This is a genomic window from Flavobacterium gelatinilyticum (assembly GCF_027111295.1).
Taxonomy (GTDB): Bacteria; Bacteroidota; Bacteroidia; order Flavobacteriales; family Flavobacteriaceae; genus Flavobacterium; species Flavobacterium gelatinilyticum.
The window spans coordinates 5150082-5175463 of sequence record NZ_CP114287.1 but is presented as its reverse complement, the minus strand read 5'-3'; the positions used below and the strand labels follow the sequence as shown (position 1 = coordinate 5175463).

Annotated in this window: 22 protein-coding genes; 8 read left to right on the top strand and 14 right to left on the bottom strand. The window is 35.2% G+C overall.

Annotated features, from left to right (window positions below):
- Positions 1-44: 44 nt before the first annotated feature.
- A complete protein-coding gene (aroC, locus tag OZP11_RS22480) occupies positions 45-1103 on the bottom strand; it encodes a chorismate synthase (protein ID WP_281232723.1) in 1059 nt (352 codons plus the stop codon).
- Between the two features lie 189 nt (positions 1104-1292).
- On the opposite strand from aroC, the gene OZP11_RS22475 reads away from it, so the two are divergent.
- A complete protein-coding gene (locus tag OZP11_RS22475) occupies positions 1293-2117 on the top strand; it encodes a UDP-2,3-diacylglucosamine diphosphatase (RefSeq protein ID WP_281232722.1) in 825 nt (274 codons plus the stop codon).
- Positions 2118-2276: 159 nt separating this feature from the next.
- Positions 2277-2774, top strand: a complete 498-nt coding sequence (locus tag OZP11_RS22470; protein WP_281232721.1) for a hypothetical protein — start codon at positions 2277-2279, stop codon at positions 2772-2774.
- A gap of 71 nt (positions 2775-2845) precedes the next feature.
- Here the strand turns inward: OZP11_RS22470 and OZP11_RS22465 are convergent, their stop codons facing one another.
- The 8 genes from OZP11_RS22465 to OZP11_RS22430 all read right to left on the bottom strand — a co-directional run bounded on the left by OZP11_RS22465 (position 2846) and on the right by OZP11_RS22430 (position 10484).
- Positions 2846-3268: a protease complex subunit PrcB family protein gene (locus OZP11_RS22465; RefSeq protein ID WP_281232720.1), complete on the bottom strand. Its 423-nt coding sequence runs from the start codon at positions 3266-3268 to the stop codon at positions 2846-2848.
- A 24-nt stretch (positions 3269-3292) separates the two neighbouring features.
- Positions 3293-4429 (bottom strand): N-acetyl-alpha-D-glucosaminyl L-malate synthase BshA, encoded by a 1137-nt coding sequence (bshA, locus tag OZP11_RS22460; RefSeq protein WP_281232719.1) that lies wholly within the window; start codon positions 4427-4429, stop codon positions 3293-3295.
- A 280-nt stretch (positions 4430-4709) separates the two neighbouring features.
- Entirely contained in the window at positions 4710-5363 is a 654-nt protein-coding gene (locus OZP11_RS22455; protein WP_281232718.1) for a hypothetical protein, read from the bottom strand.
- Positions 5364-5504: 141 nt separating this feature from the next.
- Entirely contained in the window at positions 5505-5987 is a 483-nt protein-coding gene (locus tag OZP11_RS22450) for an ABC transporter ATPase (RefSeq protein ID WP_281232717.1), read from the bottom strand.
- 104 nt (positions 5988-6091) lie between these two features.
- Positions 6092-6883 carry a (Fe-S)-binding protein gene (locus OZP11_RS22445; protein WP_281232716.1) on the bottom strand — a complete coding sequence of 264 codons (792 nt, stop codon included), beginning with the start codon at positions 6881-6883 and terminating at the stop codon, positions 6092-6094.
- Positions 6884-7013: 130 nt separating this feature from the next.
- Positions 7014-8345 (bottom strand): 4Fe-4S dicluster domain-containing protein, encoded by a 1332-nt coding sequence (locus OZP11_RS22440; protein ID WP_281232715.1) that lies wholly within the window; start codon positions 8343-8345, stop codon positions 7014-7016.
- Between the two features lie 6 nt (positions 8346-8351).
- Entirely contained in the window at positions 8352-9317 is a 966-nt protein-coding gene (locus OZP11_RS22435; RefSeq protein WP_281232714.1) for an MlaD family protein, read from the bottom strand.
- Positions 9318-9368: 51 nt separating this feature from the next.
- A complete protein-coding gene (locus OZP11_RS22430) occupies positions 9369-10484 on the bottom strand; it encodes an N-acetylmuramoyl-L-alanine amidase family protein (RefSeq protein WP_281232713.1) in 1116 nt (371 codons plus the stop codon).
- Between the two features lie 82 nt (positions 10485-10566).
- Here OZP11_RS22430 and OZP11_RS22425 point away from each other — a divergent pair, with 82 nt between their 5' ends.
- Positions 10567-13269, top strand: a complete 2703-nt coding sequence (locus OZP11_RS22425) for a putative LPS assembly protein LptD (protein WP_432419647.1) — start codon at positions 10567-10569, stop codon at positions 13267-13269.
- A gap of 25 nt (positions 13270-13294) precedes the next feature.
- On the top strand, positions 13295-13675 hold the full coding sequence (locus OZP11_RS22420) for a Rid family detoxifying hydrolase (RefSeq protein WP_281232711.1): 381 nt from the start codon (positions 13295-13297) through the stop codon (positions 13673-13675).
- On the opposite strand, the gene OZP11_RS22415 is transcribed toward OZP11_RS22420, so the two are convergent.
- From OZP11_RS22415 to OZP11_RS22395, 5 genes are all read right to left on the bottom strand, one after another.
- Positions 13656-14030, bottom strand: a complete 375-nt coding sequence (locus OZP11_RS22415) for a methylglyoxal synthase (protein WP_281235557.1) — start codon at positions 14028-14030, stop codon at positions 13656-13658. The two genes, OZP11_RS22420 and OZP11_RS22415, sit on opposite strands and share 20 nt — an antisense overlap.
- A gap of 10 nt (positions 14031-14040) precedes the next feature.
- Positions 14041-14892: an N-acetylglucosamine kinase gene (locus tag OZP11_RS22410; RefSeq protein ID WP_281232710.1), complete on the bottom strand. Its 852-nt coding sequence runs from the start codon at positions 14890-14892 to the stop codon at positions 14041-14043.
- Positions 14893-15017: 125 nt separating this feature from the next.
- Positions 15018-16022, bottom strand: coding sequence for a type I glyceraldehyde-3-phosphate dehydrogenase (gene gap, locus OZP11_RS22405; RefSeq protein ID WP_281232709.1), 1005 nt, complete (start codon positions 16020-16022; stop codon positions 15018-15020).
- Positions 16023-16117: 95 nt separating this feature from the next.
- Positions 16118-17104: a 6-phosphofructokinase gene (pfkA, locus tag OZP11_RS22400; protein WP_281232708.1), complete on the bottom strand. Its 987-nt coding sequence runs from the start codon at positions 17102-17104 to the stop codon at positions 16118-16120.
- A 311-nt stretch (positions 17105-17415) separates the two neighbouring features.
- The gene (locus OZP11_RS22395; RefSeq protein ID WP_281232707.1) at positions 17416-21954 is read right to left on the bottom strand and encodes a translocation/assembly module TamB domain-containing protein; all 4539 of its coding nucleotides are present in this window, start codon (positions 21952-21954) and stop codon (positions 17416-17418) included.
- Positions 21955-22124: 170 nt separating this feature from the next.
- On the opposite strand from OZP11_RS22395, the gene tsaD reads away from it, so the two are divergent.
- The 4 genes from tsaD to OZP11_RS22375 all read left to right on the top strand — a co-directional run bounded on the left by tsaD (position 22125) and on the right by OZP11_RS22375 (position 25080).
- Positions 22125-23147 carry a tRNA (adenosine(37)-N6)-threonylcarbamoyltransferase complex transferase subunit TsaD gene (gene tsaD / locus OZP11_RS22390; protein ID WP_281232706.1) on the top strand — a complete coding sequence of 341 codons (1023 nt, stop codon included), beginning with the start codon at positions 22125-22127 and terminating at the stop codon, positions 23145-23147.
- 2 nt (positions 23148-23149) lie between these two features.
- The gene (locus OZP11_RS22385) at positions 23150-23854 is read left to right on the top strand and encodes a 16S rRNA (uracil(1498)-N(3))-methyltransferase (protein ID WP_281232705.1); all 705 of its coding nucleotides are present in this window, start codon (positions 23150-23152) and stop codon (positions 23852-23854) included.
- A gap of 78 nt (positions 23855-23932) precedes the next feature.
- Positions 23933-24571, top strand: coding sequence for a DUF4159 domain-containing protein (locus OZP11_RS22380; protein ID WP_281232704.1), 639 nt, complete (start codon positions 23933-23935; stop codon positions 24569-24571).
- Positions 24572-24582: 11 nt separating this feature from the next.
- Positions 24583-25080, top strand: a complete 498-nt coding sequence (locus tag OZP11_RS22375) for a TrmH family RNA methyltransferase (protein ID WP_281232703.1) — start codon at positions 24583-24585, stop codon at positions 25078-25080.
- Positions 25081-25382 lie beyond the last annotated feature (302 nt).

The following is a 25382-nucleotide window of genomic DNA, read 5'->3' as shown; positions in this document are numbered from 1 at the left end:
TTTTTTAATTATTAAAACTTAAGACCCTCACTGTCTTAACTTTATTAATATGTTTTGTTGATCAGATAAAAATCGGCCAAAACAATTGCTGCCATTGCTTCTACAATAGGCACAGCACGAGGCACTACACACGGATCATGACGCCCTTTTCCGGTCATAGGTGTAATGTTACCCTGATTATCTAAAGAATCCTGAGTCTGCATAATGGTTGCCACAGGTTTAAAAGCTACGCGAAAATAAATATCCATTCCGTTGCTGATACCGCCCTGAATACCACCCGAAAGATTTGTCTTGGTAGTTCCGTCAGGATTATATAAATCGTTGTGTTCGCTTCCTTTCATTTCAGAACCAGAGAAACCGCTTCCGTATTCAAAACCTTTTACCGCATTAATTGACAGCATTGCTTTTCCTAATTCAGCGTGAAGTTTATCAAATACAGGTTCTCCTAAACCAACAGGTACATTCTGAATAACACAGGTAACTACACCACCCACGGTATCACCCTGTTTGCGAATATCACGGATGTATTCTTCCATAATCGCTGCCGATTTTTCATCTGGACAGCGAACCGGATTGCTTTCAATTTTTGAAAAATCCAATTCCTGATACGGTGTATCTAAATGAATAGGACCAACAGAAGAAACGTAAGCATTAATTTTAATTTCAGGAAGCATCTGTTTTGCAATTGCACCTGCTACTACCCTGCTTGCCGTTTCACGGGCAGAACTTCTTCCGCCGCCGCGGTAATCACGAAAACCATATTTCTGATCGTATACATAATCAGCATGGCTTGGTCTGTAATTATCTTTTATATGAGAGTAATCATCTGATTTTTGATTGGTATTCGGAATAATAAAACCAATTGGGGTTCCTGTGGTCTTTCCTTCAAATATTCCGGATAAAAACTGAACACTGTCCGGTTCTTTTCTTTGGGTAACAATTGCTGACTGGCCTGGCTTTCTTCTAGCCATATCTACTTCAATTGCTTCAAAATCAAGTTGTATTCCTGGAGGGCATCCATCAATAATGCCGCCTAAAGCTTCACCATGGGATTCTCCAAATGTTGTTACTTTATATAGGGTGCCGTAGCTGTTTCCTGCCATTGTATTTTTGTTTTGAGCAAATGTAAGTTTTATGAATTAAATTAAAAAATTTAAAATTGGTATTATTAACGAAACATTAAACAGATTAAAAATCACAATTTGGTAAAATTAAACTGTTTTTAATAACCTTTTGATAAAATAAATTCTTCAAGGATTTCATTCATTTGCTAAACTTCAAAACAAGAAAAATTGAAAAAAAGAAATGTCGAAATGGTCATTATTTCAGATGTCCATTTGGGAACCTACGGAAGTCACGCAAAAGAACTAAACAACTATCTTTCAAGCATTAAGCCAAAAACTTTAATCTTAAATGGTGATATTATTGATGCGTGGCAGTTTAGAAAATCGTATTTTCCGAAATCGCATTTACGAGTTATTCAGCGTATAATCGGCATGGCTTCCAAGGGTACAAAAGTGTACTATATTACTGGAAATCATGATGAGATACTTCGAAAATTCAGCGACATGAGCATGGGAAATTTTTCTTTGGTCGATAAATTAGTTTTAGATTTAGACGATAAAAAAGCCTGGATTTTTCACGGAGATGTTTTTGATGCATCAGTACAGCATTCAAAATGGATTGCCAAACTGGGCGGTTTAGGTTACGATTATCTTATCCTGATGAATCGTTTTGCCAACTGGTGTCTAGCCAAATTGGGACGCGAACCTTATTCGTTTTCTAAAAAAATAAAAGCCAGCGTTAAAAAGGCTGTAAAATTCATCTCTGACTTCGAAACTACTGCAACCGATTTAGCTATCGAAAAAAACTACGATTATGTTATCTGCGGTCATATTCACGAACCAAAAATCGTGACTATGGAAAACAAACACGGATCGACTTTGTATTTAAATTCAGGTGACTGGATAGAAAACCTGACAGCACTGGAATATCACAAAAAACGCTGGAAATTATACTCTTACAAACATACCAACTTTACAGAAGAAGAAAATCTTTTTGAAATGGAAGATATTCTTACCTCTCAGTTACTGACTAATATTGTACTCAAAAAATAACAAATACCTCATAATTAGAGACCTCTGCAAAGTTCTTTTTTTAACACTTTATTCCCGGAAATTCATAAAAATGTGAATTATATAACAATTTCTAAAAATGTTATACGTTCTTAGATCGAGAACGATTATACATTTGAAAAAAATTAATTAACCATTTTTATGAAAAAGATAATATTATCTGCCCTTATGCTCTTAGGATTAGCATTTACGGCTCAATCACAAGAAATTTCAAAACACGCGTTAGGATTACGTTTAGGAGACAATAACGGATTTGGAGGTGAAGTATCCTACCAATTAGGATTAAACCAAAAAAACCGACTAGAATTTGATTTAGGATGGAGAAACAGCCGTGATGTTGACGCCGTAAAAGGTGTGGCTCTTTACCAATGGGTCTGGAACATTGACGGAGGTTTTAACTGGTACGCCGGTGTCGGTGGAGGGGTTGCTGCCTGGGACTACGATTACCGTTATAATAACTTAAGATACAGCGACAGCGGAACTTATGTATTTGCTGCCGGTGATGTTGGTATCGAATACAGATTTAGTGAGGTGCCAATTACATTATCATTAGACGCCAGACCGGAAATTGGTTCAGGTTATTATGATGATGACAACTTTGGATTTGACGTTGGTTTAGGCGTTAAGTTCAGATTCTAAAATAAAGATAAAAAATAATTGTAAGAAGAAACCTGTCGTTTAAAACCGACAGGTTTTTTTTATCTAAAAACTTATTTAATGATAATTTCTTTCTTAGAATGTACTTTGACAACCGTATAAGGATACGAAATCATCTGCATTACCATTGTATCCGGAGACGGGCTGTTTTCTTTTACTGTGATAATAATATTTTTATCCGTTTCCTCTACTTTTTCAACTCCTATAGAATAGCCGCTGGTATTTTTCTCACCCATATTCAATATTACGTAGTTGTAATTGTTTATATCAGCGTCTTTCATTTTATCGGCCAAAAGCGGATCATTCTGAAGCATTTTTATTTCATTTGGCTCGGTCAGTATCTCAAAAAACTTAATATTACCACCGCCGCTTGACTGTTCTGTTAAAACCTCATATAATGCGGCAGAACCTGCTGTTTTCTTTGCACCGCAGGAAATCAAAACAAAAACCACTAAAGCTGAAACTATCTTTTTCATACGTTTAAATTTTAAATTATTGTTTTAATCTTTATAATCGTCAATTGCTTTTTGATACAAAGCTTCATACTTAGGAAGTATGTTTTTAATATCAAATTTTTTCGCTACTTCCAGGGCATTTGCCTTAAACTCGTTAAGCGTTTTATCGTCTTTCAGGATTTTAACAGCATTCTTCGCCATTTCTTCGACGTTTCCAACATTACTTAAATAACCAGAAACACCGTCAAAATTAACCTCAGGAAGACCGCCGGAATTACTTGAAATTACCGGAACGCCGCAAGCCATAGCTTCTAAAGCTGCCAGACCAAAACTTTCTGTTTCAGAAGGAAGCAGGAATAAATCTGTCATACATAAGATCTTATCAATCTCATTACTGTTTCCAAAGAAAATTACTTTCTCCAAAATACCCAGTTCCTGACATAAAATTTCGGCTTTTTCTTTTTCAGGTCCGTCACCTACCATCATCAGTTTAGCCGGCATTTCTTTCTGGATGTTATAAAAAATCTTAATAATATCCGGTATGCGTTTTACTTTTCTAAAATTACTGATATGTGTTATGATCCTTTCATTTTCATTAGCCATTACATATCGATGACAAGGCGCTGCAGGATCTTTTTTAACTCTGTCCAGTTCAATAAAATTTGGAATCACCTTGATTTTATTTTTGATTTTGAACAACTTCAAAGTATCCTCTTTCAAACTCTGCGACACCGATGTCACATAATCAGATTTATTAATACTAAAAGTTACCGCCGGTTTATAAAACGGATGATTTCCAACAAGCGTAATATCTGTACCGTGAAGCGTCGTAATCATCGGCAGATTAATCCCTTCATTTTTCAGCATCTGCTTAGCCATATACCCCGCGTATGCGTGAGGGATAGCATAATGCACATGCAGTAATTCGATTTTGTACAATTTCACCATATCGACCAGTTTGCTTGACAAAGCCAGTTCGTAAGGCTGATAATGAAACAAAGGATATTCAGGGACGTTTACTTCGTGATAATGAACATTAGGATTTAAAAGCGCCAGTCTGACAGGCTGACTGTAAGTTATAAAGTGTATTTCGTGTCCTCTTCTGGCTAATTCGAGACCTAACTCAGTGGCTACAACGCCGCTTCCTCCAAAAGTAGGATAACAAACAATTGCTATTTTCATGTATTAAATTTAATTCTACGAAAATACTCAAAAATAGCGTTGAATCAACGGTTTGAATTGTTAGATTTTTGTAAATCTTAGCTTCATCATGATTATTAAGCAGTTAGATTTTCTCATCAAATAATTGTTTTATTTTAATAAGAAGCAGGCTTTTTGTTTTCAAAATAACCTCTCGTCCCGCTATCCGCTGTATCTTTTATGATCCCGACAGCTGCCGGGATCATAAAAGGATGCCGCTTCTATCGGGGCTAAGATGAGATCTTTTTCTTTTACAAAAACCTTAATTTAAAAACTGAGAAGCAATAAGCAAACCTAACTGAAGAAGAAACAACAGCCAAAAAAACAAAGAAGAAGGTTTCACTGCATCAGAAATAAAATTATTCAGTTTTATAGAAACAATTTCAGACAATTTTAAATCTGGGTTACTAAAATCAATATCATCCAGATTAATCTTTTTAAAGACATATCCAATAATTCTCTTTTTAATTTTTGAATTTTCTTTATCATTTCTGTTGGCTTCCAAAAGCTGCAGTCTAAACATCGCAGCATTAGATGCTTTACCTGCCCAATTATTAGAGCTTGTTAATTTATCAACTAAAAACACCACCTTAGAATCGATATAACTTGAAAACACTTTGTTTTTCCATGTTAAATGCAGCATATACTGAGCCGCAGTTTTATTCGCCAGTACAAAATATAAAGCCCCAAAAACAGGAGCTCCGGCAAATAAAATAAAGCCGCAGATATTACTAAAAAACAAGCCCGTAATAAAAGCATACAGATTTCCGTGTCCGCCGCCTGCAAAATGCACATTCTGAAAAAGAATAACAAAAAAACAAATTAGTGTAAACAAATTTCCGGTCAGCATAACGCTTAACCATTTTAAAGATGATTTTGCCGAAATACCGGCAATTATTTTGATTTCTTCTTTCATAAAATACAGTGCTTTTAGATCACGATTATGGTTTATAATTTGAAAAACAATACTACTGATTTAACATTTAAAAACCTAATAAAAACAAAAAAAGGCATGAAATATAAAACTTCACGCCTTTTAATTTGTATTTAAAAACTCTTAGAAAAATCTGCTGTGCCAGCTGTCTGCGGCAGGAACTTCCCAAGCGTCGTTGAATTCTTCAATATTTGTAACCAGATTATTAAATACAATTGTATTTCCTGTTACAGCTTTGTCTTTTACCATTTTCTTGAAATCAATTAATGGTTTATGGGCGATATGTTCTCCCAGTTTAAAGGTAACATTCATTTTATCAAGCAAATCAACGTTGTACTTTTTCTCCAGTCCCTGAATAAATTCTACAGAACTATCGATCGAACAGCCTGTCGCTGCCTGCACTTCCTGATTTACCGCTAAGATTATAAAACGATTGTATTTTAGTAAAAAAGAGGCTTCAAGACTTGTTCCGTGTGCTGCCCATTCTTCAACAAACGCTTTTAAATCGGTTTCAATTTCAGAAAACTCTTCCTCAGAAAATTTTCTGTTCGATTGGTAAATCCAGACTCTGGATTCACCAGGCAAATTTTCAAAAGGTATATACATTTTTAGTTTAGATTTTAGATTATTTATATGGAAAAAGTTTCAGGTTCTAAGTTTCAGGTTAAAACTTAGTATCTAAGCAATTAAGATAAACTCAGAAACTTTCTTTAAAGATCCTGTGCATTCGCGATTAACTCTGCGATATCAAGCACTTTAACCTGACCTTCTTTTTCTTTATTTTTAATTCCGTCAGTTAACATGGTGTTGCAAAACGGACAGCCTGCTGCAATGATATCCGGCTGTACTTCCAAAGCATCTTCTGTACGCAGTACGTTTACTTCTTTGTTACCCGGTTCTGCATCTTTAAACATCTGCGCTCCTCCGGCTCCACAGCACAAACCGTTTGCTTTAGAACGTTTCATTTCTACTAGTTCAACGTCTAATTTTTCGATTAAATCTCTTGGTGCTTCGTATACTTTGTTGGCTCTTCCTAAGTAACAAGGATCATGAAAAGTGATTTTTTTACCTTTAAACTGCCCGCCTTCTACCATTAATCTTCCGTCATCAATTAATGATTTTAAAAATTCGGTATGGTGGTACACTTCATAAACACCTCCAAGCTGAGGGTATTCATTTTTTAAAGTATTAAAACAATGCGGACAAGCAGTTACGATTTTTTTAGCTTCATAGGCATTTAGAACTTCTATGTTCATCATGGCCTGCATTTGAAACAAAAATTCGTTTCCGGCTCTTTTTGCAGGATCACCTGTACAGCTTTCTTCTGTACCTAATACCGCAAAAGAAACATTGGTACGATTTAAAATACGCACAAATGCCTTTGTAATTTTCTTTGCTCTATCATCAAAACTTCCTGCGCAACCTACCCAAAATAAAACTTCTGGTTGTTTGCCTTCGGCCAGCATTTCTGCCATTGTCGGCACTACTAAACTTTCTGACATCTTCTTATTTTGTTAAATCGGTTATCTATGGATTGTTTTATCGTTAAAACGAATCTGAAGCAATCTATAAAAACCGAAATTATAAAATCGATTAAACGGTTAAACAGCTAACCGATTAAACAATAACTTTTTAATTCTCGTTTTTCCAGTTTAAACGGTCCTGCTGGCTGTACTGCCATGGCGCTCCGTTATTTTCTATATTGGTCATCATGGCATTTAGTGACATTGGTGCAGCGCTCTGCTCCATAACCAAAAAGCGACGCATATCCATGATAATAGAAAGCGGACTAATATTTACCGGACATTCTTCTACACAGGCATTACATGATGTACAAGCCCATAATTCCTCAGGCGTGATATAATCATTGAGTAATGTTTTATTATCCGGAACAAAAGTTCCTTTATTGGCATCAATGTTTTTTCCTACTTCTGTCAAACGGTCTCTTGTGTCCATCATAATTTTACGAGGAGACAATTTTTTTCCGGTCTGATTTGCCGGACATGCAGATGTACAACGACCACATTCCGTACAAGTATATGCATTTAACAGCTGTACCCAGTTTAAATCCTGAACATCACTTGCTCCAAATTTAGCCGGATGTGCATTTTCATCAGCAGGAGCTGCAGCAAAAGGATCCGCATTTGGGTCCATCATTAACTTTACTTCTTTTGTAACCGACTCCAGATTATCAAATTCGCCCTGAGGTTTCAGGTTTGCAAAATAAGTGTTTGGGAAAGCTAAAAGAATATGCAAATGTTTTGAGAAGTACAAATAGTTCATAAAAACCAGAATCCCAACAATATGCAGCCACCAAAATGCTTCAAACAAAATTACAACCAATTCGTTTGACATTCCGTTAAAGATTGGTGCTATAAACTGACTTACCGGAAAACTTCCTGCTTTATGAAAAACGCCTCCAGGAACATTCTGTAAATGAAGATCCGCTGCGTTCATCAGCAAGAACAAAATCATTAAAACAGTTTCGAAATACAAAATGTAATTGGCATCGCTTTTAGGAAATCCGTTCAAATCTGAATTTATAAAACGTTTTAACCGAATTATGTTTCTTCTGATCCAGAAAATAGCAACCGATACGATAACCAAAATTGCCAGTATCTCAAATGATGCAATCAGAATATCGTAAACCACACCTAAATACGGTGCAAATACCCTGTGTGTTCCAAACAACCCGTCAATAATAATTTCGAGTAATTCGATATTAATAATTATAAAGCCTACATATACAAAAATATGCAGAATCCCGGATACCGGACGTTTAACCATCTTCGACTGCCCAAGAGCAATCATCGCCATGTTTTTCCAACGAGCTTTAGGATTATCTTTTCGGTCAATATCAACCCCTAAGTTTATGTTTCGCATGATTTTTTTTACGCTTGCCGCAAAAAAACCGAAACCCACTATAAGAAGTATGGCGAATAAAATATTATCTAAATAGCCCATTTATTATTATTTTTTATCAGTTGAATTTTTGTCTTCTGCTGGTGCTACATAAGGTTTGTTTTTCTTTCCAAAAAGAGAAACGTTTACGTAACGTGTTGGATACAGACGCACGTCCTGTAACAACAATTCCAGTTCTTTTGAGGTTTTCGCCAGATTATTATACAAGGCATCATCATTTAATAATTTACCTGCCGTTCCTTTACCTGAGTTTAAGTTGTTCATCAGGCCATCTACTTTTGCCAAAGCCTGGTTCAGGTTACGAACTGTTTTTCCTAAATCTGCTTTGTTAAGCGAATCCGAGATCCTGTTAAAGTTGCCTGACATTTTGTTTAGGTTTGTCACAACACCATTAATCTGACCTTTATTAGTATCTAAGATATTGTTTAAACTTCCTGAAGCTCTATGAAACTGTGCCATAGTCTGGCTTAGCTCAGCAATTGTTTTCTTTAGGTTTTCCTGAGTTGTTTTATCCAGTGTATTGTTTAATCCTGTAACCAGAACATCAATATTTAAAAGCATTTTGTCAAGCTTTTGCTGAATTGGCTCAATCTTTCCTCCCAATGATTCTGTAAGACCTAATTCTACAACAGGAGTAAGCATCTGGCCGTCCTCTGCAGGATCTTTATCTTCAAGGTTAGGAATAATTTTGATTTGTTTTCCACCAATTAGACTTGGAGAATACAAAGCTGCTTTACTTGTTTTAGATATTGGAAAATCCGTTTTTAACTGAAGTTCTACTAATAATTTTCCTGTGTTTTCGTTGATTGAAATTTTACTTACTTTTCCAATCGCTAGTCCATTTATAGTTACCGGTGCTGATGCTGAAAGTTCTTCAACGTTGTCATATTCAACCAATAAAGTTTTATAATTTGTAAAAAGATCTCTGCCTTTTAAAAAGCTGTATCCCCAAATAAATAATAAAATCGATGCAATGACTAATACAGCCGTTTTAATTTCTCTTGTTAGTTTCAAAATTCTAAGTGTTTGTACAAAATTAATATAAATATTCGAACTTGTGCTTAATTATTTAATCGCGTCCTGAATACTAATTTTTTCTCCATCTTTGGTTGCTACCAAAAAAGCAGCACCATATCCCTTATCCTTAGCTTCTTCCAAATACTTTTTAGCAGTTTCGTAATTCGGAGTTTCCTGATAGAAATATTTATACATATTGTTTTCAAAAACCATTGTTACATTTTTCAGTCCTTTAAAGTTTTTAGGTTCTAATGGTGTATTTTTTATACTGGCAATAAGCTGTACTTTAAAGAAGGTTCCTTTTGGAGTATTTTTTGCCGGAGCTGGTGTAACTTTTTTTGGTGTCGATGTATCTTTTACCGGTTTGGCTTCCATTACTTCCGGAATTCCTGAACCAAAATACTCTCTTTTGTAGCTTAAGATTGCTTCTGCAATGGCTTTTGCAATATCGTCCTGCCCCTCTTCAGAATTAAGAATATTTCCTTCTGTCGGGTTCGAGATAAAACCGGTTTCTACTAAAACCCTAGGCATATAGGCTTTATGCAAAACCATAAAAGGTGCCTGTTTTACACCGCCTTGTCTTAGTTTTTTTCCAAGTCTTTCAAAATTATCTTCGATTTTACTTGCCAGTGAAATACTATTATCCAGATATTCTTCCTGCATCAGGGTCATACCAATCATAGATTCTGGTGAGTTTGGATCAAAACCTTCGTATTTACGTTTATAATCCTTTTCTAATGTAATTACCGAGTTCTCTTTTTTCGCCGCTTCAAGATTTGATGCCACTTTACTCAAACCCATTACGTATGTTTCGGTTCCATCTGCAGCCGTATTTTTATTGGCATTACAGTGTATAGAAACAAAAATATTTGAATTGGCTCTGTTCGCAATATTCGCTCTTTCGACCAAATCAATAAAAACATCCGTTTTTCGGGTATATATTACATTAACATTAGGATTAAGCTCTAAAATTTTCCCAACTTTTAAAACAATAGCTAAAGCAATATTTTTTTCAATCCGTCCGCTGTAAACTGCTCCAAAGTCATGATCTCCGTGTCCGGCATCAAGTGTCACTTTAAAAACATTTGACTGACTGTAAGCAAAAAGAGAGGATATAGTTAGAAAAAAAGTAAAGATTACCTTAATTTTGTTTAATTTATTCATAAATGTAAAAGTTAATTTTAATAAAACGCAGCTGTTATAATTTTTACAATTGATTATTTTTGCCAAAAAATTATATGTAAGTTTGACATGTCAAAAAACAAGCCATAATTTTACAAAAATAGTATTTAAACCTTTGCATACAAACTTATTTAATATCGTTTTAATATCATTTTTCCTAACAATAGGATGTGGTAATTTATATTCGCAAGAGATAAAATCTACAAAAAAACCTTTACCTGCTGGAAAACAAACAGATAAACCTGAGATAATTCCAAACGACACTATCAAGCTTGATACAGTAAGACCAACCAAGACTTTTTTGGACGGAAAGGTAAAGTATAAAGCCAAAGATTATGCAAAAATCGATCAGAAGAAAAAACTAATTACCTTATATAATGAAGGTGAATTATATTATAAAGATGTTGAGCTGAAATCCGGTATCATTGTTTTGGATTACCAAAATGATGAAGTCTATGCCGGAAGGATAAAAGATTCTTCGGGAGTGCTCACACAATATCCAAACTTTAAACAAGGCGCGAGCGAGGTGCAGCCGGATTCGATTCGTTTTAACTTCAAAACTAAAAAAGCCTTAATTTTCAATTCGAGAACAGAACAAGGTGAGTTTAAAATTAAAGCAGCTGTTACCAAAAAAGAGAATGACTCGGTTTATTTCTTAAAAGGTGCCCGTTTTACCACTGCTCAGGATATCGACAATCCCGAATACTATTTTCAGACTAATAAAGTAAAATTTATACCCGGTAAAAAAGTAATTACAGGTTTAACCAATATGGTAATTGCCGATGTGCCAACACCATTAGCACTGCCTTTTGCCTATTTTCCAATGAGTCAGGAAAAAAGTGTATCCGGTATTATTATACCAAGTTACAATGACTCTAACACAAGAGGTTTCTCTTTACAGAATGGAGGGTATTATTTTGCACTCGCTGATAATTATGATTTAACGGTTTTAGGAGATTATTATACAAACGGAAGTTACGCGATGCGTTTTGAATCTTCGTATGCACAGCGGTATAAATACAGAGGTAACGTGAACATTCGTTTTGAAAACCTTATAAGCAGTGAAAGAGGTTATCCGGATTATTCGAAACAAAATATTTATAACATTCAGTGGTCGCACTCAAAAGACACCAAATCAAACCCAAATTCTACTTTTAGTGCTTCTGTAAACATGGGTTCCAGTAAGTATTTTAAGCGTTCGATTAACCAGGCCAATATTGGTTCGAACCTGAACAATACTTTAAGTTCTTCGATTTCTTATAACAGAACCTTTAACACTATTCCGGGATCACGTATTTCGCTATCTGCCACGCATCAGCAAAATACGCAGACAGAAGAAATCAACATGACCTTACCGAACTTTCAGGGTAGTATTGACCGTATTTATCCTTTTGTGGGCAAAAGCGGTGTCAAAAAAGGGTTTATTAAAAACATCAACTTACAATACAACGTAACAGGTAAGAACAGCTTCAAAACTACTGATTCACTGTTCTTTAAACCGCAGATGTTTAGAGATGCCCAGATAGGAATGCAGCACTCTATTCCTATAAGCACCAATTTTAAAATTTTTAAATACTTTAGTGCCGGTGCCTCTACCAACTACCAGGAAACCTGGGTTACCAAGACAATTGACCGTGATTATGATCCTGCACAGGGCAAGGTAGCCGATAAAACAGTAAATGGTTTTGACGCATTTAGAACGTACAATTTCAGCACCAACTTAGGAACTACAATTTATGGTACTTTTAATTTTGGCGATGACAAAAAAATCCAGTCTATCCGTCACGTCATGAGACCAAGTATTACATATTCATACACACCAAGTTTCGAAAGATATTACGATTATTATACTGTAGATGCTGCAGGAAGAATCTCTACAGATCAGTATTCCCGATTCGCAAATGGTATATACGGCGCGCCTGGTAAAGACAATTCAAATATTGTTGGTTTCTCATTAAGCAACACATTTGAAGCCAAAGTAAGAGACAGAGACAGCACAAAAACAGAACCTAAAAAGATCATGCTGTTAAACAACTTAAATTTCAGCACGAGTTATAATTTTAATGCTAACGGAAAAGAAACTTTAGCTTTCCAGCCTATCGTGGTGAGTGGTGGAACACAGCTTTTTGAGAACAAAATGAATGTCAATTTCGGGGCTGTTTTAAACCCTTATGCGATTGATAATGCCGGAAATGTTATGAATATGTATAACATTGAAAACGGAGGAAGTTTATTCAGAATGACGAGTGCGAATATTACAATGAATTATTCCTTTACCAATAAAGGGTCCGGAAAGGAAAAAAACACACAGAGTCAGCGGAATGGTGGTCGAAACGATGATTTGTTTGGTACAAATACAGATTTGAATGACAGCCGTAACAGTCAGTTTGCCAATGACAGAGACGACGAAAAGGATGTCATTACTGAATTCTTCAGTTCAAAATTACCGTGGGATATGACTATGGCCTACTCTCTAACCTATTCAAACGCGGCAAGAGAAAATAAAATATCAGGAAACTCTATCATGATTTCTGCCAATATGGACATTACGCCAAAATGGAAAGGCGGGGTTTCTACAGGATATGATTTTGTTCAAAAAGGGGTTACTTTTACACAATTCCGTTTTGAAAGAGATTTATTAAGCTGGCGAATGGCATTTAACTGGACACCGCTTGGAACAAACTCTAACTGGAACTTTTTCATTGGAATTAAATCCGGAATGCTGAGTGACATCAAATGGAACAAACGAAGCACTTCAAATCGATAATTTATCGACTTAAAACCTTAATAGTATGAAAAAAATAATCTTTACAGAAAAAGCTCCGGCTCCAATCGGGCCGTACAATCAGGCTGTTTTATCAGGAAATACACTTTATGCTTCAGGGCAAATTGCCATTAATCCGGTTTCCGGAGAACTTGTTACAGACACGATCAATAATGAAACTACACAGGTAATGGAAAACATTGCTGCAATTCTGGAAGCTGCCAATATGACTTTTGAAAATGTGGTAAAAGCTACTATCTTTATTATGGACATGAATAATTTTGGCGCTATTAACACGGTTTACGGTTCGTATTTTAACGAAAAAACCGCTCCAGCACGTGAAACGGTTCAGGTGGCATGTCTGCCTAAAAATGTTAATGTTGAGATTTCTATAATTGCTGTGCAATAGCATCTAATAATAATTGTGCCGTTGCTTCATTTGTTGCCAGCGGCACATTATGCACATCGCATACACGAATTAACATATTAATATCTGCTTCATGCGGATGACTTGATAAGGGATCTTTAAAAAAGAAAACCATATTCGTTATTCCCTCAGCAACTCTTCCCGCGATCTGAGCATCACCACCCAGTGGTCCTGAAAGCATTCGCTGTGTTTTAAATCCTGCAGCTTCTGCTTTACCTCCGGTTGTTCCGGTACCGATAAGCCTGATTTTTTCATTATGCAGTACAGCAGCGTTTTTAATCAAAAACTCGATTAAATCTGCTTTTTTACCGTCGTGTGCAATGATCGCAATTTCCATAAATCCAGAACTATTGATTAGCAACATGGTATGCAATTAAACCATCGATAGGTCTTCTTAAAACATTTCCAAGTTTCAATTCGTATTTATCAAAAGTTTCCTGTAATTCGTCTTTTAAGTAAAAAGCAATAGAACCAACAAAATGCACAGGAACTTCTTTACAGTTATCAAATTGTTTGATATAATTTTTAACGAAAGATTTCATTCCTTTAAAAATGATTTTTCTGCAGAAATCCGTGTCTTTATGCTTGATCAAAAACTTAGCGAAAGTAGCTAAATAAGCATTAGGGTTTGGCTCTTTGTATAATTTGTTTTTAATAAAATCAGGATCAACATCATACTCTTTTTCAAGTTCAGAAGCCAATTCTTTAGGCATTTTATTAAAATAATATTTTCTGATTAATTCTTTTCCGAAAACATTTCCGCTGCAGTCATCCATTACGATATATCCTAATGACTGAACTTTTTGATGAAGTACTTTTCCATCAAAATAACTACAGTTAGAACCTGTTCCCAAGATCGATACAATTGCCTCTTCTCCTTTTGGAGTAGTAGCATAAACAGCTGCATAAGTATCTTCCTGAACGTCTACAATAGCGTTAGTAAAATACTCCTGAAAGATCTGTTTTAACCATTTTTTCATTCTGTCTGTACCGCATCCTGCGCCGTAGAAGAATAAGTGAGTGGCATTTTTTTTATTTTGTAAAATATCAAAACGATCGTTTAATCTATCTATAATTTCAGGTCCGTCAAGAATTTCAGGATTTAATCCCAGTGTTTGTGTTGTGAACAATACCTTCCCATTATCATCAATTGCAATCCAATCGGCTTTGGTAGATCCACTGTCAACTATTAATTTCATTTTATTTTTTGTTTTGTGGTTTAGTTTTTCCTCAATAAGTGTATTTTTTACATTAATTAAAGACGTAACAAAATAAGAAAATCCCGTTCGACGCGTCGAACGGGATTTTGCAAAATTATATAATATTATTTCAAACCTGCGATATGCACAGATAAATCGATCAATTTGCTTGAGTATCCGTACTCATTATCGTACCAAGATACTAATTTGAAGAAAGTTGAATTTAATCCAATTCCTGCACCAGCATCGATGATAGAAGTTCTTTTATCTGAGATGAAATCCTGAGAAACTACTGCATCTTCAGTATATCCTAAGATACCTTTCATTTCGTTCTCAGAAGCTTTTTTCAATACAGCTAAGATTTCTTCGTAAGTAGTTTCTTTAGCAACTTTTACAGTTAAATCTACTACAGAAACGTCAGCAGTAGGTACACGGAAAGACATTCCAGTTAATTTTCCGTTCAAAGAAGGGATTACTTTTCCAACCGCTTTAGCAGCTCCTGTTGAAGAAGGAATGATATTGATTGCAGCAGCACGTCCACCTCTCCAGTCTTTTCTAGAAGGTCCGTCAGCTGTCATTTGAGTTGAAGTAGTTGCGTGAACTGTAGTCATTAAACCTTCAACGATTTCGAAATTATCGTGGATAACTTTAGCTAAAGGAGCTAAACAGTTTGTAGTACAAGAAGCATTAGAAACTACTAAATCAGAAGCTTTTGCAGTTTCGTGGTTCACTCCCATTACAAACATTGGAGCATCTGCAGACGGAGCTGAGATGATTACTTTTTTAGCACCACCTTTTAAGTGCTCACTTGCAGTTTCGATAGTTGTGAAGATACCAGTACATTCTGCTACTACATCAACATCAACTTCGTTCCATTTTAAGTCAGCAGGGTTTCTTTCTGCAGTAATACGGATGTTTCTTCCGTTTACGTAAAGTTTACCTTCTTTTACTTCTACAGTTCCGTCAAAACGACCGTGAACTGAATCATATTTTAATAAATAAGCTAAGTGATCTACATCTAGTAAGTCGTTGATTGCTACAACTTCTACATTATCTCTGTTGAATGACTCTCTGAAAACGATTCTTCCGATACGGCCAAATCCGTTTATTCCTAATTTTACTTTTGACATTTTACTAAATTTTTTGCTTTTGTTTTTATTACACTAATTCAAAGTCTAATTTCCTCACAATAAACTTCTTCTCTTTTTAAACTTTTATATTAATATTATGTAGACATAATGTCTGACACTCTCAATAATTCTCTGTCGATTTCAGATTTACCTTTAATAGCCTGCTCTAATGGAGTTAAGATTACTTTATCTTCTTTAACACCTACCATATAGTTTGATTTTCCTTCCAGTAAAGACTCAACAGCCTTAACACCCAGACGGCTCGCTAAAACGCGGTCAAAACATGATGGAGAACCACCTCGCTGCATGTGCCCTAAAACAGAAACTCTTACATCGTACTCAGGCAAATTAGCTTCAACGTAATCTTTTAATTCAAATACGTTTTTACCAATTTTATCTCCTTCGGCAATTACCACTATACTTGATGATTTACCAGAAGCTTTACTTTTTTGAAGAGAATCCAATAATCTGTCTAATCCTAAATCTTCTTCAGGAATAAGGATTTCTTCGGCTCCTGCTCCAATACCGGCATTAAGCGCGATATGTCCAGCATCTCTACCCATAACCTCTACAAAGAACAAACGGTTATGTGAACTTGCCGTATCTCTGATTTTGTCAATACAATCAACAACAGTATTCAAAGCAGTGTCGTAACCTAACGTGAAACTTGTACCGTAAATATCGTTATCAATTGTTCCCGGGATTCCCATTACAGGAAAACCATATTCAGAGTTAAAAACCAGACCTCCGGTAAAACTTCCGTCACCTCCAATTACAACAAGAGCATCTACTCCTGCTTTCAAAAGATTCTCGTGTGCTTTTTTTCTTCCTTCCGGAGTTCTAAAATCAACAGATCGAGCCGATTTTAAGATCGTTCCTCCTTTGTTTACAATGTTGTTAACACTACGAGGTCCCATTTCTTTAAAGTCTCCTTCGATCATTCCCTGATACCCTCTATAAATCCCTATGCATTCTATATTATGATAAGCACATGTTCGAACAACTGATCGTATTGCTGCATTCATTCCAGGTGAGTCTCCTCCTGAGGTTAGAACACCTACTTTTTTTATTGTTTTTGACATTATTTAAGTATTAAAGTGTAAATTTAGCAAACATCCGTCACTTTTCAGGTTGCAATTATCATAAATTAATAAAAAATGTTAAATTCAAACGTTTTCGTTAATAAGTTTTTTTAGTAGCAAAAATTTCATTTAAAATAATAAAAGCCTCTTTTTTTGATTAAATGTTTAAAATTAACAATACCCTGATGAAGTGTTACAAAATTAGTAATTATGATTCTGTGAACCAAAAACTTACCTAATCTCTAAAAGTAATACAAAAAACCCCATTATAAAAATAATGGGGTTAGATATAAGTTTGTTTTAACAGTCGGCTAAAAATCGTTGTCCGGAATTACCCCTTCGTTATTATTTTCCGGCCGGGGTTTCTTTTCTTCTTCTTTTTTATCAGACTTCTTTTTATCCTTTTCTTTGTCTTTATCCTTTTGATCTTCTTTTCTTCTATTGAAATTGATGTAATCCGGATTTAAATTAGAATCCTGAAAATCGTCTGAGTTTTTTATCGCTCTTTCGAGTTTATGGTTTTTAAATAATTTATTTACCAGTTCGCTGAAGGTATCAAAATCGACTTCGTATGAAATACCGACTCCCTGCGTATACCCAATTCCCTGACCTACGTAATTAATATCATTTTCTTTATTAAACAAGCGAAGATTCATTGAGCCGTCTTCGTTTACACGGTACATGATTTCGATATCGCCCACAATTGCCGATTCGTTAACACCTCCTACCGGAACCCCCAGTTTTCCGTTAATCGTAATTCGTTCATTAACCTGCGAAGAAATATTAGCCACAAACTGACCGTCTACTTCCTGCCCCATTCTCCTGTCGGCAGCAATATAATTTAAGTCAATATTTACTTTATCACTGTCAGATTTTATAATACCACCCAATAAACTCGATGCGGTTTCAGAAAGTGTTCCTGAAAAATCACCCTGACTAAATCCGTCGGTACTCATAAACGATCCCGTAGACAATAAATACAGGGCCTGAGTCTGACGAATATCTTTATCATCGAGTTTGTACTGAATCTCAGATTTTAAAACATTACTTACAGATGGAAACTGAATATCAAAATTAGGTTCCGGACTTGCCAAATCTCCTCTTAATCCAATTACCACCTCTACCGGTACTTTTTTATTAAACGAAGACGTATTATCCAATAATACAGCCGGGTTTGCAGTTGTTTTGTATACGGCTTCCAGGTTCAGCTGGGCACGCATCGGGTTTCCTTCCCAGATAATAGATCCTCCTTTTCTAACGGCAAACTTTTTATCGATTAAACCGCCATATTTAAAATTATAAGTTCCTTCGTATGCCTGGAAATCTCCCCACATATTAAATTTACCCAATGTATTAATTTTAAACAATAACGATCCGTATCCTCTTCCTTTCATACCGTGACCGGAATTTCGGTCCAGAATTACTTCTACTTCGGCATCTGGTGTAATATCAAAATCAAATTCCAGCTCCAGTCCGTTATAGTTTCTGTTTCTTTCTACAATACCATTTGCAAGGTTGTATTTTTCTTTTGGTGTTACAAAATGAATCCAGCTGCTTTCTCCAACACTCTGTACATTATTAATAGGTATCTTAACCTCGGTTCCTTTTTCAGATTTTGCGTCTACCTTAATAAATAAACTTTCTGTCGGCCCTTTGATACTTGCCGATCCGTTTATAAATGCCGTACCAAAATAAGCCGCATCTTCGCTGTCTTTTGTATCAAGCGCCACGAGTCGTTTAGAAGTAATATTTAAATCCAATTTCCAATCGCCAAAATTATGATGCTCAATAGTTCCGTTCAGCAGTCCTTTCGTACCGTATTTTGTATCTGTAAGCTGATTATTTCTAAACAGAAACTTTTCATCGGTCAAGTCGATTACTGTTCTGTTGCTTAGTTCGTAATCTGTATTTAGGTACGGAATGGTCATTCCGGCTTTTTCAACATACAATCGGCCATTAATTTCCGGTTTGTTTAAATTTCCTACTACAGCAGCATTTCCGGAAACAGATCCTCGTATGTTCGACAATACATCACCACCAATAGTTCCAAAAGTCGCCAGATTAAAGCCTTCGAGTTTTAAATTGACATCTAAAAACGTTTCTTTATTCTCGACAGCAAAAGTACCGTTTGCCCGGAACGATTCTGCAAAACCATTTACTATAGAAGAGTTTACCGTAAACTTCTTGAAGGTTTCATCTCCCGAAATATCAAAATTCAGAGTTCCCAGTTCAACTTTATTCAGATTGAGATGATCAATCTTAATGGTGGCCGTGGGCTGATAAACATTTTTATTTTGTTTAAAATTAACGTTCCCGTTCAGATTACCATTAAAGACAAACTTGGAATTAAAAGGTGTGATTTTATTAATATCTACATCTTCAAAGTTCAAAACAATATCTTTATAATCCTTTCCTTTAATAGTACCGTTTAAATCGATCTTCTGATTTTCATGAGACAGGACGATATTATCAATATTAAAGTTTTTAAAATACTGATCAATAATAATCTGATTGTCTTTTTCAGAATTTTCGTTTAAATACCATAAGTAGTCCTTAAATTTCATTTCAGACTTCTTAATCCCTACGATATTGTTTTTGTTTTTATCGATGGTATGAAACAAATCCAGATTGAAATAATCCTGACCTTTGTCGCCTCCTTTAAATTCTGAACGAACAAAAAGTGTATCTTTTGAAGTTACATTGATTAAATTGAAATCACGGATTTTATAATACGGTGTTTTTATACTATCCAGTTCTATAAACGCATTATAAAGCGGGTTTTTATTATCAATGCTGATTCGGATATTATCAAAGATATTTTTATCGGCCGTAATCTGTTTTGATCGAAATCCGAATTTAAACTCCTGTAAATCTGAATCTATCTTACCACGAACCACAGTGCTGGAATCAATTTTCATTTCAGGATACAGCATTTCTACTACCTTATTATATACATGAAAATTAAAACGCAGGAATTGTCCTTTTTTAACTTTGTAGGGTTTGTAATTGGTATACAAACTTCCAACGGAATTCATAACCAGTTTATCTAATTGGGCAAACTGGAATTTCCCCACAATTTTTCCCTCAACAATATCTGAGGAATTTACGGTTATGGTTCTCAGTTTATCTTCGTCGAAATTAGAACTTACTGTAACCGAATCAAAAATATAAGTTTCTTTTGGGTTCTGATATTCGACATCGTTTAAATAAATATTTCCCTGAAGATTTTCAATTGAATTTCCGGTAACCTGAACTACAATGTCACCTTTGAAATGTGAAATCGAATCGCTTATAAATTTCAGTTTTCTTAAATCTGAATTCTCTACGTTGATATGAAAATCATATTGATTTTCCCTTCTGCTTAAATCTACCAGACCGTCAAAATTCAAATTTAAATTTGGATCGTTTACAGAAAGTTTACCTTTATAATAAGGCAGTTTAAAATTACCGTTGACTACAATATTACTATAGGTGTATTTATTGTAATCTAATTTACTGATATCTCCTTTTACAATAGTATTCAGATATTTTTTGGTAAAGCCGACTCCGTCAACATCTATATTCAATGTGGTTTTGCCAACATCTTTTCGGTCAAGCACAGCACCAATATTGAAATTTTCGAGCACAATATTCCCGGAATACGAAGCTTTATCGATAAAATCCATATTATTCATATGAAGTTCGACTTTACCGTTCCCCAGATCTGTCGCCATCTTAAAATTGGTTTCGAGATCTGTAGTCGATACTTTCGCTTTTCCGATGATATTAAACTTACCTACTTTTTTAAGTTCTTTTGGCAGTGATTTACCCAATATTCCCGGAAGTAAAACTACCAGATTATCGTAGCTCGAAATCAGTTTATCGAACTTTCCGTCCATTGAGAACTTTTGCTCTTTGGTTCCTAAAAGGTTTCTGAAATTAATTGTTCCAAATATTTTCGATCCGTTGGTATCTGTAAGTCTTAAATGATTTAAGTTCAGATTATTTAAAGGCCCTTTTAACTTGGTTTTTACCTTAAAATGCTGGTTTTTACCCAGTCCGTCATAAAAATAACGAATGTCATTTGACGCAATAGACGAAGAGTCCAAAGCTACGTCAAACTGTACTTTGTCTGTAAAATCCAGAAAATCTTCTACTTTATAATTTAAAATAGCTTTTCCGTAAATCCAGGATCTTTTGGTTTTGATCGCCAGATTTTCAACTTTGATCTGTTTTTTGGTATAACTAAATTTTCCGGCAAAGTTAGAAACATACAAACCTCTGTGATCCAGAAATGAAAACCTGTGGATCATGGTATTTACATCCGGACCGTAAATTTTAAAATCACTGATGTAAGCATTCAGTTTTTTAAAATCTAAAAACTGCGGGGTTCTTTTGTTTTCATCTACAACAGAAAAATTCCCGTTTGATATATAAGCGTTTTTCGCTGTTAGAAGAAACTTTCGTTTGGATTTTGGTGCATTTTTATCTGTTTCAAACAAAGCAATAAACTTATTGATATTGTTTTCGTCTTCGTTTTTATAGGTTTTCAGGTTAAAAATTAAACCCGTCAGACGAATATCTCCAAAAATCAAATCGCCGTCGAGCAGTCTTTTTATACTTAAAATATCTGTATTGATAATTTCAGAATAAATTAAAGTCTTTTTATGATGATCGCGGATAAGGACTTTTTTGAGTTTTACACCGCCAAAAATATTGATCGCTGTTCGTTCTATAGTAATATCCGTTTTAAAATCGGTATTAAGCGTCGTGGTAATATAATTGGCTATTTTGGTTTGTACAACCGGAAGCGACAACGTTATAGCAAGAACCAGCAAAAGTAAAATTAAGCCAATCAGGAATCTGGACACTATTTTTTTTACTTTTTTGATAACTTGTATTGTTGTTGTTTTGAGTTAATTTAATTTGAACAGGCAAAGAGCAGCTGTTTTAATAAAAATTCTTTAATTTTGGCATCTGCTTTACACAAATAAAATTAAGAAATTTATTTGTCAAATATAATCCAAAATCGTGCCTTTATATGCAAAATTCAGAGGTTTTTATTCTTGCCATCGAAAGTTCATGCGATGATACTGCTGCCGCAGTTTTACATAACGATAAAGTTCTCTCAAATGTTGTGGCCAATCAGCTAATTCACAATCAATATGGCGGTGTTGTTCCCGAATTGGCTTCGAGAGCACACCAGCAGAATATTGTTCCAGTTATTGATGCCGCACTTCGCAAAGCAAATGTACAAAAAGAACAGCTAAAAGCTATTGCTTTTACACAAGGTCCGGGCTTAATGGGTTCGCTTTTGGTAGGAACATCTTTTAGTAAATCGTTATCGCTGGCGCTAGGAATTCCGTTAATTGCTGTAAATCACATGCATGCTCATATTCTGGCACATTTTATTGATGAAGAAGGTTATGACAAACCTGAGTTTCCTTTTTTGGCTTTAACCATTAGCGGCGGGCACACCCAGATCGTAAAAGTGAACGGTTTTTTTGACATGGAAATCATTGGCGAAACCACTGATGACGCGGTTGGAGAAGCTTTTGACAAAAGCGCCAAAATCCTTGGACTGCCTTATCCGGGCGGCCCTTTGATTGATAAATATGCAAAAGAAGGAAATCCGAAAGCTTTTACCTTTACGAAACCTAAAGTTCCGGGACTGGATTTTAGTTTCTCCGGACTAAAAACAGCTATTTTATATTTCATTCAGAAAAACAAACAGGAAAATCCAAATTTTATCGAGGAAAACCTGAATGATATCTGTGCTTCGATTCAGCATACGATTATCGAAATTTTAATGGACAAACTAAAACTTGCCGTTAAGGAAACCGGAATTACACAAATCGCAATTGGCGGTGGTGTTTCGGCCAATTCCGGCATTAGAAATACATTAAAAGAAAGCGAAGGCAAATACGGCTGGAAAACTTTTATTCCTAAATTTGAATATACTACCGATAATGCTGCCATGATTGGAATCGTAGGGTATCAAAAATACTTATCTAAACGTTTTGAAACTTCGGCAGTAGTTTCAAAAGCCAGAATTCAATTTTAATTATGCAGTTATTTTATAATCCTGATATAGACGAAACAACCGAAAGTTTTTCTTTTGATAAAGAAGAAAGCCGTCATATAATTAAGGTTTTACGAAAAAAAGATTCTGATATACTTTACGTTACAAACGGTGCCGGCTTTTTGTTTGAAACCGAAATTACCCTGGCTTCTGATACTAAATGTATCGTTGATGTACGCTCTGTTACAAAATCGCCTGAACCAAAATTCAGACTGCATTTGGCCGTTGCGCCGACCAAAATGAACGACCGTTTTGAATGGTTTCTGGAAAAAGCAACCGAAATTGGTATTCAGGAAATTACACCCATTATCTGCGATCGTTCTGAACGAAAAGTGATTAATTTAGAACGTTTTGAAAAAATCATTTTGTCTGCCATGAAACAGTCTAACGAAATGTATCTGCCTAAATTAAATGATGCGATTTCGTTTAAAGAATTCATAAAACAAAAAAATCAGGGACAGCAGTTTATCGCGCACTGCGAAGAAACCGATAAAAAATCGCTGAAAGAAGCTTTGAAACCCAATGAGGATGTAACCTTATTAATTGGTCCTGAAGGAGATTTTTCGGACAAGGAAATAAAATTGGCAGTCGAAAATAATTATCAGCCCGTAACGTTAGGAAATACACGTTTACGCACCGAAACCGCTGCTGTAGTGGCGTGTCACAGCGTTGTATTTTTTAATGAATAAACAAATTAAAAGGGTAAGTTTGTTATTCCCCGGAACGACAAAAAATGCGTTTAAACACGCAGGATCATTTAAATTATTATGAAAAAATTATTTTACTTATTAGTACTGGTTTCCGTTTCTTCCTTCTCTCAGGAAATTGCTTTATTAAAATACAGCGGCGGGGGCGACTGGTATGCCAACCCTACTTCTCTGCCTAATTTAATTCGTTTTTGCAATTCGAATATCAATACGCGCATAAAAGCAAAACCATCGACTGTAGAACCGAGTAATCCGGATTTGCTTTCGTACCCGTTTGTGCACATGACGGGACACGGGAATGTAGTATTCAGCGATTCTGATGTAACTAATTTAAGAAATTATCTAAACGGAGGCGGTTTTCTTCATATTGATGATAACTACGGAATGGATCAGTACATTCGAAAAGAAATTAAGAAGATATTTCCAAATAATAATTTAATGGAGATTCCGGCGAATCATGCTATTTTTCAAAAACCGTTTCCTTTTCCAAACGGACTTCCTAAAATTCACGAACATGACGGAACACGTCCGCAGGCATTTGGTATTTTTGTAGAAAACAAGCTGGTTTTGTTGTACACTTATGAATGCGACCTTGGTGACGGCTGGGAAGATGCCGAAGTACACAACGATCCGGCAGGTGCGCGTGATAAAGCGTTAAAAATGGGCGCCAATATCATCAATTATATCTTTACCAATTAATCTAAAAAACAGTGCAGCTTACTCACGAAGAAAATCAGTTTGAACGAAAAACTTTCCCGATAACGCTGGTTTGCGATCATATTTATTTTCAGCAGAATATTGGCTCACTATTCCGAATTTCTGAGGCTTTCGGGGTCGAAAATATTATCTTTTTAGGAAAAGATATTCCGCTTACGCCCAGAAAAATCAATAAGACTTCAAGAAGCACGCATCTTCATGTCCCGCATCAGGTTATAGAAGAAAACGAAGCTTTAATCGAATATCTGCAAAATAATGATTTCGAAATTATTGCTTTAGAAATCACGAGTAACAGCAAACCTCTGAAAGAAGTTGTACTTCCTAAAGACAAAAAAATTGCACTTCTAATTGGCAGCGAAATCAGCGGTATCTCCGAAGATCTTCTAAAAATTTCCCATCAAATTGTCCACATCAATATGTTTGGTAACAACAGCAGTATGAATGTAGTACAGGCGGCCAGTATTGCCTTGTATGAAATCACTTCTTTGTAAACTTTTTGACTTTATTTTTTTTTAAATGTAAATATTTAAGAAACGTGAATTTCATGGTTACTTTAGATCTGAAGAATTCGGCTGTAAATAAATCCAATCTGCAAGAAAATAGGCTTCAATAGGCTATTGAATACTAGATTTTTTGCATCTCATAGGCAGTAAAACCAAAAATTGTAATTCAAAAACACGATTAACGGCAAATAATAACGTTAAACTGCATATAAAAAAGTAATAAGTAAGAAAAAGAATCACAAAAATAATTTTAACATTTTTCTAAGAACCTTACTTTATAAGGGGTCGTA